Source organism: Mycobacterium sp. IS-3022 (assembly GCF_001500065.1).
Taxonomy (GTDB): domain Bacteria; phylum Actinomycetota; class Actinomycetes; order Mycobacteriales; family Mycobacteriaceae; genus Mycobacterium.
In genome coordinates this window covers 263,820-277,779 of the sequence record NZ_LQIN01000034.1, presented here as the reverse complement: position 1 = coordinate 277,779, position 13,960 = coordinate 263,820, and the positions used below count along the sequence as shown (strand labels likewise).

Below are 13,960 nucleotides of genomic sequence, written 5' to 3'. Positions count from 1 at the left end.
GGGCTACCCCGAGATCCGAACGCCAGGGTCGCGCCCCCAGAAGATGAGGGTGAGGATCATGTCGAGAATGACGATGGAGATGAGGCTGGCGCGGATGGCACGGCCCGACGAGGCGCCGACGCCTTCCGGCCCACCGGTGGCGTAGTAGCCCTGATACCCGTGAATGGCGATGATGACGGTGACGAAGATGATGGCCTTGAGGACCGAGAACAAGACGTCCGACGGTTGAATGAATGAGTTGAAGTAGTGGTAATAGGTGCCCGACGACTGGCCGTGCAGGACGTTGACCACCAGTGCGCAGGACAGGTAGCTGAGCAAGAGCGTGACCACGTAAAGCGGAACGATGGTGATGAAGCCCGCAATGACGCGGGTTGTCACCACAAACGGAATCGACCGGATGCCTTGGGCTTCCAACGCATCGATCTCCTCAGAGATCCGCATCGAGCCGATCTCGGCGGTCATCCGGCACCCCGCCTGCGCGGCGAATCCGATCGCGGCGATCATCGGTGCCATTTCGCGGGTGTTGGCGTAGGCGGAGACGAAGCCCGTCAACGGGCCCATGCCGACCATGTCGAGCGCGGCGAACCCTTCGATGCCGACCGAAGCCCCGATCGCGACACCCATGAACACCAGCACACCGATCGTGCCGCCGCCGACGATGATCGAGCCGTTGCCCCACGTCATGTCGACAAGCAGTGCGCCGGTTTGGCGACGATAGTTCTTCAGCGTCCTCGGCACGGCGCCAAGGACGAGGCCGAGGAACGTGGCCTGATGGCCGAGTCGTTCGGCCAGCGACATCGTCCCGCCCCCGATTCGCAGGGGTAGGCGGGCCGCCGCCCCGAAGGGAAGGAATTTCGACGGGGTGGCCATCAGCCCACCCTCGTCGGCAGGATCATGGTCACCAGCTGCGTGATGACCAGGTTCATCACGAAGACGGCGACGACGCCGACGACCACGGCGGCGTTGACCGCATCGGCCACTCCGCGAGCTCCGCCTCTGGTCTCGAGCCCCCGCTGACACGCGACGAGGATCGTCACCGCGCCGAAGATCCAGGTCTTGATCAGCGCGACCACGACATCGGCCACGTTGGCGAATGCGGCGAATGATGCCAGATAGCTTCCGGGCGTTCCTGATTGGAACGCGACGTTGATGAAGTAGCCGGCGCCAAGACCCATGAAGATGATGAAGACACACAGGAACGGCGCCACGAGCAGTATTGCGGCCAACCGCGGCGTGATCAGCCGGCGAACCGGGTCGATACCCATCACCCGCAACGCGTCGACCTCGTCGCGGATGGTGCGCGCGCCGAGGTCGGTGGTCACCGCCGAGCCCGCAGCACCGCCCAGCAGCAGTGCCGCGACGATCGGCGCGCCCTGGCGGATCACGCCCAGACCTCCGGCGGCGCCCGAGATGGCGGTCGCACCGACTTGCTGGATGATGCTCCCGACCTGAACGGCGACGATGACGCCGAACGGGATCGACACCAGGAGTGCGGGTATCGCCGTGACGCTGACAATGAACCAGGCCTGACCGATGGTCTCGCGCCACGGGTGGCGCAATCGGATCAGGTCGGTGATGAGGTAATAGAAGGCCTGCGCGCCGAGTTCGAGAAAGCGCCCCAGAGTCTTGAGCGACTTGTCGATCTGGCTCGTCCCGTAACGCACTGGCGTGGCCAAAGCCGTCGACAGTTGGCGGCCGACCTTAGGGCCGCCGTCCTCGCCACTCGCATCGACGTCGGTTGACTCGGCGGAAGGCGGTGGCGCGACGTCGATCTGCGTCACGTGCTCACCCCCTCGTTCACATGCCCCGTCAACCGGTCCCCGTCGACGACGATGACAGCTGCCACGCTTGCTCGCAGAGTGTCGAAGATGTCTACGTGCCCCTGGCTTTTCCGGATAGCCTCGCTATCTAGAATCCGGCGATCAGTGTGCTCGGTCACAATCGGCTCGGTCAAGGGATTCCGGAGCACTCTCAGGAATTCAGCCGGCGGATCCGCTCCAATCCACCGGTCCTGGGCGCGCCTCCCGCTAGGAAAAGCGCTCGTTTTCCTGGACAGATGCCGGCCTGGCGGGTTGGCGGCGCTGCGCCGTCCGTGGTGCGAGTCTGCACTCCGGTGCGGGTGGGAAATCGGCGGTCGGCAGTCCATGAGATTCTGAATAATACAACTATCCAAATAGCAACGCTACCGAAATTGTCGGAAAGATCCGCGGACATTCATGTTTGCTGTCGGTGACGTCAATAGAGCGCGCGACAGGCTTACTCCTTGCCGGGGCGGTTCTCCCAGTCGGCGATCGCCCGCCCGATGTCGGTCGCCGGCGGGTCGTCGTAGATCCACTCGCGCGCGATGCGATGCCAGTTGTTGGTCGCGACGAGCTGACCGAGGGCGCCGAAGGTGAAGAAGTCGGCTCGTCGCGAGAAGATGTGCTCCGGCGGCAGCAACTGTCGCTTGATGCCGGTGAAGTGGTCGGACCCCCGTGGGTCGATCGCGACTACCAGCGCTCCGGTGGCCAACTCGGGCGTCACCGTGATCTCGTCGTCGACGAGGTGCCACTCACCGGCCGCCCACAGATAGTCGAGGCACTCCTGTGGGGTGATGTCCGCATCGGCGTCGACGATGCCCCGGCCGATCAGCAGGTGATAGATGTCGTTGGCTCGTCCTTCCACCGCGGCGCGCAGGAGTACGCGCTCGAAGTCGACGTTGGTGGGGTCCATCCGATTGAAGAGCCCGAAGTCGATGAACACGACCTTTCCGTCGGCCGTCTGCATGACGTTTCCCGGGTGTGGATCGCCGCAGAACTCGTTGTGCTGGAACAGCGAACCGATGTAGAAGCGGTAAAGCAGCTCGCCCACGTCGTTGCGTTCCTCGGCGGGAAGTTTTCGCAGATCCTCGAACGATGTCCCGTCGACGTACTCGGTGATCAGGACGCGTTCTCTGCTGAATTCGAGAACACTGTCGGGGATATGGATGAGCGGATGGCCGCGATACTTCTGGGCGACGTAGTGCTGGGTGCGGGCCTCTTGGAGGTAATCCAGCTCGTTCACCAGATTTCGCGAGATCTCTTCGAGGAAGCCGTTGGCGCCCAACGTCGGCCACACTGTCTTGCCGATTTTGGCGAACAGCGCGAGGTTTCGCATATCGGCCTTGATGGCCGTGTCAATGCCGGGGTACTGCACTTTGACCGCGACGTCGCGGCCATCGCGCAGCTTGGCACGATAGACCTGTCCGACGGACGCGGCGGCGATGGCCTCGTCGTTGAAATCGGCGAATATCCGCCTCAGCGGGCCGATATCCGTCTCGATGACTTTCCGCATCGATGCGAACGGGACGATCGGCGCGTGATCACGGAGCGCGGCGAGCTTCTCGCGAAACCGCTCGCGATGCGATTCAGGGACCAGATCGAGATCGAGGACTGACAGCATCTGGCCCAGCTTCATCGCTGCGCCCTTCATGCCACCGAGCACGGTGACCAATTGATCCGCCGACTCAATTGTCGCCCGCTCGGCGAGAATGCTCTTGGCTCGTTGGGAGCGGCCGATCATCGACAGCCGCGTGCCCGCGCTTCGCACCGCCTGTTCGGCGGCGAGTCGCCCGAGCTTTCCGCCTCGGGATATTCGGGCCTTGGGGACGGCACCAGTCACGGCACCCGCTTCCGTCGGAGTCGTCGGACGGCCTCTTTGCCGCCTGTGACGATCTTGGGGGGCCGATGACCGTGGTGTCAATCGACGACCTTCACCGGTTCCCGCACAGCTTCGAGGGCGTGTTCGATTCGCTTCCACGTCTTTCGACGATCGGCTGTGTCCGCCGCATCGCTGAAACGCCCTGCGAAGGATTCGTCTTCAAGGATCGGCGCGGACGCGAGGTTGCGCAGCCCGTCATCGGTGAGGACGGCGGCCAGGTCGAGCAGTTCGGCCAGTGCGCCTTCCCCCTCGGCGATGCTGACCAATCGTGACACGGCCTCGATGTCGGGATTGCCAAGGAATTCTTCGACGGCGGGAGAAGCGAGTTCGGGCTGGATGCGGGCCAGCACCGAGAGCATCGTCAGGGCGAACTGCGTCGAACCGGCTCTCGCTGCCTTCGTCATCCGGACGAGTCGGGTGGGACCAGCCACGCGCACAATGGCATTGAGCACATCCGTGTCCCATACCAGCGCGCCCGTCCGGACCAACCCCTCGTCATCGTCGATGGCCTTCTCGAAGTCGACGATGTGCTGTTCGGTGGCATACTCGACGAACCGCGATGCCGTGAGGTACTCGCGACGACGGAGCAACTCCTTCGCGGCGGGAATCAGGAGCCGCGACGGTAACTTGGGCGCGAAGTGGGGGATGATCCGCGGGTCGACGTAGGGGGCGGCGTCGGCCAGGTATGCCGGCTTCATCCCGGACAGCACACCGACAGCCCGGTCTTCGTGTGCCAAACCGAGGGCCCCACCGGCGCGGCCGGCGACTTCCGGAGGTACGGCCTTGTGAGCGACGGCAATGACGACGGCATTTGGAACAAGTGGCGCCAGCTTGCTCACCCGTGCGAAAACTGAAGCCAGCGAGTCGAAAAGCGCATCGGACATCGCACACCTCAAGGCGCGGACGCCGTCGGCTCCGAGGTGCTCCAGGCTGGCCAACGCCGCGGGGTCAGCCTCCAGTAGATCTGCAAGAAGCGCGATTTGTGCTCGAGTCACCAAGTCGGCCACGATGTCTCACTTCCCGAACAGAATCTTGCGGGCTGCGGGGCGGATGAGTCGAGGAAGACCGTTGAGAACATCGTCGAGGGAGCGATCCGAGCTCTTCTGAAGTTTCGCCTTCGCACTTCGCAGCATGCCCAGCAGCAACACTGACTCCTCGGGCGACAGCTTGGACAGCACGTCGTGAGGCTCCTTCAGCTCCGCCAGCAGCGGATTGCGTTCGGGATTCATACTTGCTCCGCCTTCGTGGCGACCACGAACTGCGCCAGCCCTTCGACGTGCTGGTGAATGTCGATCAGACCCGCTCCGCGCAAGAACCCGGTGACCTCGTCGCGACCGAACATCCGCACGCCGCTGGCCCTTTGCATCACCTTGCCTCGTCGCGAGGTGCTGACACCGCCGGGCGCGAGGCTCGTGAGGATCACCATGCGCCCGCCCGGCTTGAGGACCCGGGCCAATTCCCTGATCGCCTGGAACGGCTCATTGATGAGGTATAGGGCCGCCAAGCACGTCGTCGCGTCCGCGACACCGTCGGCAAACGGCAGGTTCTCGGCATCGCCACGCAGGTACGCGACGCCGGGACCGGCGTTGTCGGCCACTGCGCGGCGCAACATCTGGTGTGAGGCGTCCACTCCGACGGCGAGGCCGTCCGGGAACACCTGAGCGCCGAACCAACCCGTGAAGTTCCCCGGCCCACAGCCGATGTCGAGGACAGTGCAGCCCGGACGAAGACGCAGCCAGTCGGCGACCCGGGTGCGGTCCTTGTCCCGGCCGGGCGACTTCAATCCGCCGGCGACTTTCAGGCCGACCGGACGAAGGAGTTGGTAGCCCGCCGAATAGACATTCGTCCGCATCAGTCGCTGGATGAGTCTGTCTGCCGGGGGAGCGGCCTCTCCGAGCACGTCGCAGTAGCCGTCGCCAGTGATCTCGACCCGGCCACATCGATCAGGATCGAGAAGCCCGACGGCGCGGGAGGTTGCGGTGGGACTTGTCGTGAGAGACATCAGCGGTCAACTTCCGTCGTCATCGAACGCGGGCAGGCCTTCTAGATAATAGGACTATGTGGATAGTGAAGCAATATTGCACCATAAACACACAGCTCAGACGGTTCAACCAGCATTGACATAGGGTCAATATCCGAATAAGGTCGATATCTGCCGCAGTCGTCGAGTGAAAGCAGAAAAGTGTCCATGGCTCCAACCGGCATCCTTCATCGTCAGTGGACCGCCGTGCCCGTCGATGATTCGACGTTCGACACCGCGCCACTGGTGTTCTCCACTGAGTTCACGTTCGACGCGCCGCCCAAGGACGTATGGGACGTCCTTGATGGCGATGCAGCCTGGGAATGGCTGCCTTTCCCGGGGACAGGGGTCCGCTACCCGTCACCGGAACGTGGCGTCGGGATCGTTCGCGAGATGGGCAGCGTGTATGACCCGTTTCGAGTGCTGTGGGTAGAGCGCGAGCAGTTCTGGCGCTACGAGCCGCTCAAGAGAATCACTTTCGGTGTGGTGAGCGGGAACTGGATGCAGTTCGCCCTGGTTCGTCAGTACGCCGAGGATGTGACTTTTCACGAGACGGCTGACGGTGGCACCCATGTCGTCTGGACGGTTGCGATCAACCCGCGCGCTCCCTTTCGGTTCGTCAAGTACGTCAAGCCGGTCTGGCGCACTGCATACCGCATCGGGTTCGGACCCGGAATGCGCAAGCGGCTGGCTGCCCGCTCCTCCATCGCTGCCGCCTAATCCGCCGAATCTCCAGGAGAAATCAAGGCATGTCGCAGGCAACAACCGAATCAGCCGCTGTCACCGAAATTTTCGAGCAGCCGCAATATGAGACCGTCGTCATCGGGGCCGGCCTCGGCGGCATCTGTGCGGGAATCAAGCTTCAGGAAATCGGTGTTCAGAACTTCCTGATCGTCGACCGGGTAGGCGGCATGGGCGGAACGTGGTACACACACCACTATCCAGATGCGGGATGTGACATACCGTCGACCACATACCAGTTCTCGTTTGCACGCAAGCCCGACTGGGACCGCTTCTTCGCCAAGAGAGACCAGATACTGGAGTACCTGGAGGATCTGGCCACGGAGCACGGCCTGCCCGCCAAGATGCGATTCAACACCAATGTCGTCAAGGAAATGTGGGACGACGACTGCCACTTGTGGCGTTTGCATGTCGACACAGGCGAGACGATCACCGCGCGCTTCGTCATCAGTGCGGTCGGTGCCTACATCAACCCGAAGACGAGGCCCGACATCGCCGGTCTGGATTCCTTCGAAGGGCAACGGATATATCCCGCCGACTGGAACCACGACTACGATTTCGCCGGCAAACGGGTGGCTATCATCGGTGTCGGCGCGACCACGATGCAGATCGCTCCGCAGCTGGCACCGAAGGCCGCGCAGCTCGACCTCTACCAGCGCACCACGCAGCTCTACATGCCGAAGCCGGACTTTGTGCTTCGGCCGTGGATGCAGCGGTTTCTCGCGATGCCCGGCGGATCGTTCGTCGTGAACCTGTTGGCCCAGGCGATCATCGACGGGTTGCTCCGCATTGCCGTTTATACACCCGCTCCGGTATGGCGAAGGGCTGCGGTTGGCGTCGACTACCTCGGTCACAAGCTCTACCGCGGTTGGCTACGGATCAACGTGAAGGACCCTGAGACGCGCAAGAAGCTGACGCCGAATTTCGGGGTCGTATGCGTGCGCGGCGGTCTGGCCGGCAGCTACCTGACGAACCTCAACCGCGACAACGTCGACCTGATCACCACGCCGATCGAGGAGATCACCCCGGACGGCATCCGCACCGCCGACGGCACGGAGCGCAAGATCGACGCGTTGGTGCTCGCGACAGGCTACGAAGTGTTCTCCGACCCGGAGAGTTATCGTCCCGGAACCGTGATCGGGCGCAACGCATTCGACCTGGGGCACTCATACAACACCGACGGCATGAAGGCGTACTACAGCACCTCGGTATCGGGCGTGCCCAATCGGTTCATCATGGTCGGGCCGTACTCCTGGACGGGCACCGCATTCCACTACTTCGTGGAGAACGCCATGCGGCACATCTCGACCGTGATCGCCGAGACACGGCGGAGGGGCGCGACAGTCGCGGAAGTGCGCCCCGAGGCACAAGACCGTTTCCATGAAGACATGCTCAGAAGCGGGCGGAACCTGAGCTTCTATTTGGGCAACAGATGCGCAGGCTCGAACACGTACTTCGTCAACTCGCAGGGCGAGTCGCCGTACATCCGGCCATGGCCGTTGCTCAAGACATATCGCAAGGCCACCCGATTCGATCGTGACGATTACGAGTACCGGACCGTCGCGTCGTCTGCTGGCAAACGTGCTGTACCGCAGCTGCCGGAAGAGGTGAGTATTCCGTCGTGAGTGAATGCACCAGTGACCGTTTGACCGTCAGCTCGACGGATCGTGGGAATCATGGGACTTCGGCATGACCGCATCGACGACACGACGAGTCGACGTCGGCAGCGGCGCCGTCCGCGTCGAGTTCGGCAGCAAGCCCGGCTTGCGACTGCGCGCGCTCCACGCGCTTTCCCGTGCGACGTTGCGACCGGCGCTCGATGGACTTGCAACTTTGGCTGTGCACGGACCGCTACGCGGGAAACCGGCGTTTCGGATCTCCAATGCCGCAGAACTTGCGACGATTCCGTTGCGTCCATCGCGGGGAACGCGCATGCGACGGGTGTCGTTTCCTGACTTTCGAGCCGAATGGGTATGGCATCGAGACCACCCGTCGCCGGACGATCCCGCCGCGGGTGCGATTCTCTACTTCCACGGCGGGGCGTTCGTTGGCGGCGGATTACACAGCCACCGCCGGCTGGTGGGTCGCATCGCCCGTGACAGCGGTGTGCCGGTGTTCAACGTCGACTACCGACAGTTGCCCAAGGCCGGGATCATCGAAGCGTACGCAGACGGCTTGCAGGCGTACGCGCATCTCCTCGCTCAGGGGCTCGCTGCCGACAAGATCGTCCTGGCCGGCGACTCGGCCGGTGGCGGCATCGCCTTCGCGATCGCCTTGGCGGTCCGCGACGAAGGTCTTCCGATGCCCGGTGGCATCGCGGCGATCTCACCGTGGGCCAACTTGGATCCAGAACCCCACCTTCAACATCCGAACAACCGGCGCGACGCCATGCTCTCCGCCAAGATCCTCGCCATGTCCGCGGTGAGCGGTCTGGCCAACGGCGGAGAGCTCGACCCGGCGTGGTCGCCGGTGAACCACGACTTCACCGGTCTACCACCGGTACTCATCCAGATGGGTTCCGAGGAGGTACTGCTCCCCGACGCTGAACTTCTCGCGCTCAGGTGTTCCGAAGCCGGCGTACCCTACACACTGCAGATCTGGGAAAAGGCCATCCACGTCTTCCATGCGGCGGCCGACATCATCCCCGAAGCGCGCGAGGCCCTTGCGGACGTCGTGCAGTTTGTTTGCGAAGTCGTCTCACCGACCGCCGTTGCTCCGGCACCATTGACAACGATCCGTTCGGCTAGGTAGGGAAACGTCATGTCCGACGCCGCAGTGCATGCTGAACCCCAGTACGAGGTGCTCGTCGTCGGAGCCGGCTTCGGCGGCATCGCAACCGGGGTGGCGCTTCGCCGCGTCGGCGTCGAGAACTTCGTACTCATCGACAAGTGGGACACCGTCGGCGGCACCTGGAACGCCAACACCTATCCCGGCGTTGCGGTGGACGTTCCATCGCCGATCTACAACTTCTCCTTTCAGCAGCGGTCGCGATGGTCGCGGTTCTTCGCACCGGGAGCCGAAATCCAGCGCTACGCCGAGGAAGTCGTCGACAAGCAAGGTCTCCGAGACAAACTGCGGTTGGGCTGCGGCGCGACGGACGCCAGATTCGACGACTCCGCCGACATGTGGCGGGTCACGACTGACGCAGGGGACGTGATCACGGCGCGATACCTGGTGAGCGCGGTAGGAGTCCTGGAGCAGCCTAAGCTGCCGCCAATCGATGGCATCGAGAACTACGCAGGCAAGATGATGCACACCGCGCGGTGGGATCACACCTACGACTTCAGCGGTAAACGAGTTGCCGTGATCGGCACAGGTGCGACTGCCCTGCAGGCGATTCCGGAACTCGCCAAGCACGTCGAGCAACTCACGGTCTACCAGCGCACGGCGATCTGGGTCGCCCCAAAGCCGGACTTCCCGATGGGAACCGGTTGGAACCGGGTGCTTGACGTCCGGCCCGTGCAGAGCGGGGTTCGGTTGATCGGCAATGTGGCCGTCAACGCCTTCCTAGGACTCGCATTTGCGCTTTCGGACTACCCGCGCGTGACATCGGCCGTGCTGGGGCTGGGTGAGAAACTCATCAAGGGCTACCTGTTCACGCAGGTACGTGATCGCGAGCTGCGCCGCAAGCTGATACCGAGCTATCGACTGGGGTGCAAGCGGCCCTCGGTGTCGAACTCGTACTTCAAGACGTTCACCCTGCCGCATGTCGAGTTGGTGACGACTCCCATCGAGAGCTTTACAGAGAACGGCATCGTCACTGCCGACGGTGAACGACGGGAGTTCGACATGGTCGTTGCCGCAACGGGGTTCAAGGTCATGGACAAGGGCGCTACTCCGCCGTACCCGATCTACGGGTCAGGGGGTGAGGAGTTGGGCAAGTTCTGGGACGAGAACCTCTTCCAATCCTACGAAGGTGTCTCCGTTCCGGGGTATCCCAACGTGTTCCACATCTTCGGCCCCTACGGATACGCGCCCGGCTCGGTCATCCCGCTCATCGAAGCCACGTCCACCCACGCCGCGCGCGTGATCGCCGAAGCCCGTCGCCGCGGCGCGACCCGCGCCGAGATCCGCAGAGAACCACACGACGAGTACTTCCAGAAGATGTTCGCCCGCAACAACAACACGTATCTTTTCGATCTGGGGTGCGCGGAATCCAAGACGTACTACATCAACTATCAGGGCCATGCTCCGGCTCTACGTGCGACGACACAGTTCAACATGTACTGGAGCAATCGGCACTTCCCGCTCGATCACTACCGGTACACGGCGTCTCGGTCCGTGGCCGGGGGGATGGCATCCACCGTAGCGGTGCCGCAGCGGGCGGCACGACGGTGATCAACTCGACTCGAAAGGAGCGGCAGTGACCATTTCGCAACAGGTTTCATTCGGCGAGCCACTGCGACCGGGTTTGGTTGGTCTACCGCCGAACGCTCGATTCTCTCTCGGTCCGCAACGGTACCCAAAGGTGCGCGTCGACCGCGGGGTGGGAATCCGGATGTCGGACGGCGTGATTCTTTCTGCTGACATCACGCGTCCTGCCTATCGGCGTGGTGTGGCCGTCGACGAGCCGCTGCCGGTGGTCGTCTCTTTGACCCCCTACAACAAGACGCTGTTGACGCGGTCCGCACCGCTCATCGGTCTGCTCGGGCACTTCGGGCCCGCCGTCTACCGTCTGGTCCCTAGTTCACGACACGGCCGGGCCGGCGGCCGGGAAGTGCTGCGGACGCTCGGCGGCGGAGCGTTGGAAGCAGTCAGCGCCAACCGCACGCTCATCTCCCGCGGCTTTGTTCACGTCGCAGTGGATGTGCGGGGCACCGGGACCTCGACAGGGCGGTTGGAGGCCTTCTCCGAACGCGAACAACAGGACGCTCAGGAAGTGCTTTCCTGGGTTCGAGCACAACCGTGGTGCGACGGCGACCTCGCCATGACGGGCATTTCGTATCTGGCAATCACCGCTTTGCACGCCGCGGGTCGTCGGCCCGAAGGACTCAAGGCCGTCTTCGCGATGATGGGATCTGCCGATCTCACGAAAGATCTGATGCTCACCGGCGGTGTGCAGTCGATGTTCACCATCGGCTGGCTTGCCGCGGTGAATGCAGTGAAGTGGCTGCCATCGGTGCCGGCGCTCGTGCGTACCGGCGCGCTCCGAAGCTATGTGCGCGACCGGATGGCCAGTCCTGGAACCAGATTCGGTGACGTCACTCGGTCGATCCTGTCCGATGATCATGTCGAGCACTGGTACCACGAAGACAGCGTGATGCGCTGTCCACGAATCGAAGACATCACCGCGGCGACGTGGCTTCAGGCGGGCTGGCACGACGTATTCGTCCATTCGGCGACCACGTTGTTCGAACGCATGCAGCTGGCGCCCGGGGCGGGCCAACTCGTCGTCGAGGACACCTATCACATCGCGCCGGGGACGGGTTTCGGCGCTGCCGACTACCCGCAACGGCTCGATGAGCTCCAGTGCGCATTCTTCGAACGTTGGGTGAAGGGGTTCGACAACGGTATTGATGCCTACGGACCGATCACCATCCGTCAGCAGGGGGCGGGCTGGGTCTCTCGCGCCGAGTTCCCAGCACCACGCGCCACCGTGCACTCCTGGTATCTGTCGGCAAAAAATACTGGGAGCGCCGACCATTCGGCCTACGATGGCTCGCTGAGCGCCAGCCCCGACAAGGCGACGACCGAGGTGCGCCTTCCGCGCAGGCGGCCGGGCATCGCGTCCCAAACCACGAGTTGGGGACTGATGGGGTTGACCGCCGTGCTCGGCAGCAAGTGGGCGGTCGACGACCGTGGCCACGAAAAGGGCGCAGTGACCTTCACCAGTGACCCACTCCCCGAAGACATGCTGATCTCAGGTCCGATCAACCTGCATCTTCGGGTCCGTACCCTCGGCATCGACGCGTTCTGGCTCGCCACCGTCTGCGACGTGGCGCCGGACGGTGTGTCGTCGGTGATCGCGCGCGGTGCGTTGCGCTCGAGCCGTCGTGCGATCGACGAGGATTCCAGTCTGCGCGTCGGTGGCGAACTGCTTGCCGCACGTCATCCGCTCACTGCCGAAGCGGTGCTTCCGGTGCAGCCCGGGATACCGCACGAGTTGGACATCGACATCAACCCGACCGAAGCGGTTCTGCGAGCCGGCCACCGCCTACGTGTCGCGGTTGCGCGCACGAGCTGGCCGCGGTTCTACCTCACGCCGCGGGTCGCGTGGAAGATGCGCCGCGCGCAAGAGATAGTGCTCGATCCGGGTCAGCCGAGTCGACTGGTGCTCATGGCGGCGCCGGCGGATTCCAATGCCGCTACTGATCTCTCGGCCTGAATCAGGATCACCGAGATGACGAGCCCGTTCCGCGACCCCGCAATCGCGGATGGAGAGAAGTCGATCTACTCGCTGCGGGTCGATGGCGACTCGACAGTCCGCCAAGTGTCCATTCTTGTAGAGCATGATGGTGACGCCTACCTGTCGTCGTTCGAAGGGGGTTCGGACGACTTGTTCAGGATGAGGGTCGAGCAGCGCATCCGCCGTCAGGACGGCGCCTTGATCGCGGAAAGCTACCGATCAGAAGCACGTTACGAAGGGCGGCTTGTCTCGCGGGAAGAGGGCTACTTCATCGGAACCCGGCATGTCCAGTTCGGTGGCCGAATCGACCCCTTTCCGCAAGGGGTGATGCCCCTGATCGGCGGCCTGACATTGATGCGCGGCATCGACTTCCGCCGCGGCCACAAGTCGAAACACGACCTGTGGCTTGCCTTTTCGCTCCATTGGCCGCTCGAGGTCAAGGTCGAGAAGTGCACGACCGTCGACGTTGCAGCAGGATCGTTCGATGCCTGGCAGGTCCGCATTCGACCTGGTTTCGCTCATATCAACGGATTGCTCGACAAGGTGATAGCGGGATTCCTCCCGCCGTTCACCGCACATTTCGAAGCCAGCGGTGCGCACCGCATGCTGCGATTCAGCTTCCCCACCGGTCCTATGCCGTGGAACCCGCGGGGTGTGCTCGAACTGGCCGCGTAGGTTGGCCCGGGGTTTCGGCTCGGAGGTAATGGTGGTGAGGCGACGAACGCGATGCGAGGGTGGATCAATGCGTCGACCAATGCTCAGGGTGGCACTGTCAATCGCTGCAGTCGCAGTGGGCTTGGGGACTGCGGCAGTGGCCACCGCCAGCGATGGGGAATGCGACATCCTCCTGCGGTCAGCTGATCGGCTGGACAAGACGTTCAACCTGGTTTCGGCGTCCGGAACTCCGCCGTCGGTGGCAGGCCAGATTCGCAGCGCGCTGGCTCCGCTGTTTGGGTTGAGTAGTGCGGCCGCGGTCGACCTCCGGCTGTGGTCCGGCGCGGTGGCTTCGGATATCGACGGCAGCGACCCATATCGATTGACGGCCCCCGGCCAACTCACGAGCGACCTCGGCAGGGCACGGCATCAGTTGACCGTGGCTCGTCAGTACTGCATGGCGTAGGTCCGCCGACTCCCGGAGGTGCGCGCGGACCGGCCGAGCCGCCTGGCACAGCCGA

The 13,960-nt window shown here is 63.5% G+C and carries 13 protein-coding genes; 7 read left to right on the top strand and 6 right to left on the bottom strand.

The window, feature by feature from the left end:
• Positions 1-3: 3 nt before the first annotated feature.
• From AU188_RS18580 to AU188_RS18550, 6 genes are all read right to left on the bottom strand, one after another.
• Entirely contained in the window at positions 4-870 is an 867-nt protein-coding gene (locus tag AU188_RS18580; RefSeq protein WP_059099159.1) for an MlaE family ABC transporter permease, read from the bottom strand.
• On the bottom strand, positions 870-1,688 hold the full coding sequence (locus tag AU188_RS18575; protein ID WP_286137550.1) for an MlaE family ABC transporter permease: 819 nt from the start codon (positions 1,686-1,688) through the stop codon (positions 870-872). Before AU188_RS18575 ends, AU188_RS18580 begins: the two co-directional genes overlap by 1 nt.
• Positions 1,689-2,256: 568 nt before the next feature.
• Positions 2,257-3,639 (bottom strand): ABC1 kinase family protein, encoded by a 1,383-nt coding sequence (locus AU188_RS18565; protein ID WP_059164920.1) that lies wholly within the window; start codon positions 3,637-3,639, stop codon positions 2,257-2,259.
• 77 nt (positions 3,640-3,716) lie between these two features.
• The gene (locus tag AU188_RS18560) at positions 3,717-4,685 is read right to left on the bottom strand and encodes a hypothetical protein (RefSeq protein ID WP_156426732.1); all 969 of its coding nucleotides are present in this window, start codon (positions 4,683-4,685) and stop codon (positions 3,717-3,719) included.
• A 6-nt stretch (positions 4,686-4,691) separates the two neighbouring features.
• Positions 4,692-4,907: a hypothetical protein gene (locus AU188_RS18555; RefSeq protein WP_059164922.1), complete on the bottom strand. Its 216-nt coding sequence runs from the start codon at positions 4,905-4,907 to the stop codon at positions 4,692-4,694.
• A complete protein-coding gene (locus AU188_RS18550; protein WP_059164923.1) occupies positions 4,904-5,680 on the bottom strand; it encodes a class I SAM-dependent methyltransferase in 777 nt (258 codons plus the stop codon). Before AU188_RS18550 ends, AU188_RS18555 begins: the two co-directional genes overlap by 4 nt.
• Positions 5,681-5,866: 186 nt before the next feature.
• Between AU188_RS18550 and AU188_RS18545 the strand changes: the two genes are divergently transcribed.
• From AU188_RS18545 to AU188_RS18515, 7 genes are all read left to right on the top strand, one after another.
• Complete coding sequence (locus AU188_RS18545) at positions 5,867-6,418, top strand: SRPBCC family protein (RefSeq protein WP_156426733.1); 552 nt, start codon at positions 5,867-5,869, stop codon at positions 6,416-6,418.
• Positions 6,419-6,447: 29 nt separating this feature from the next.
• Positions 6,448-8,064 carry a flavin-containing monooxygenase gene (locus tag AU188_RS18540; protein ID WP_059164925.1) on the top strand — a complete coding sequence of 539 codons (1,617 nt, stop codon included), beginning with the start codon at positions 6,448-6,450 and terminating at the stop codon, positions 8,062-8,064.
• A gap of 64 nt (positions 8,065-8,128) precedes the next feature.
• Positions 8,129-9,190: an alpha/beta hydrolase gene (locus tag AU188_RS18535; protein WP_082686679.1), complete on the top strand. Its 1,062-nt coding sequence runs from the start codon at positions 8,129-8,131 to the stop codon at positions 9,188-9,190.
• A gap of 9 nt (positions 9,191-9,199) precedes the next feature.
• On the top strand, positions 9,200-10,777 hold the full coding sequence (locus AU188_RS18530; protein WP_059164926.1) for a flavin-containing monooxygenase: 1,578 nt from the start codon (positions 9,200-9,202) through the stop codon (positions 10,775-10,777).
• A 130-nt stretch (positions 10,778-10,907) separates the two neighbouring features.
• A complete protein-coding gene (locus AU188_RS18525) occupies positions 10,908-12,764 on the top strand; it encodes a CocE/NonD family hydrolase (protein WP_059165016.1) in 1,857 nt (618 codons plus the stop codon).
• Between the two features lie 15 nt (positions 12,765-12,779).
• Positions 12,780-13,460: a DUF3108 domain-containing protein gene (locus AU188_RS18520; RefSeq protein WP_059164928.1), complete on the top strand. Its 681-nt coding sequence runs from the start codon at positions 12,780-12,782 to the stop codon at positions 13,458-13,460.
• Between the two features lie 136 nt (positions 13,461-13,596).
• Entirely contained in the window at positions 13,597-13,905 is a 309-nt protein-coding gene (locus AU188_RS18515) for a hypothetical protein (protein ID WP_156426734.1), read from the top strand.
• Positions 13,906-13,960 lie beyond the last annotated feature (55 nt).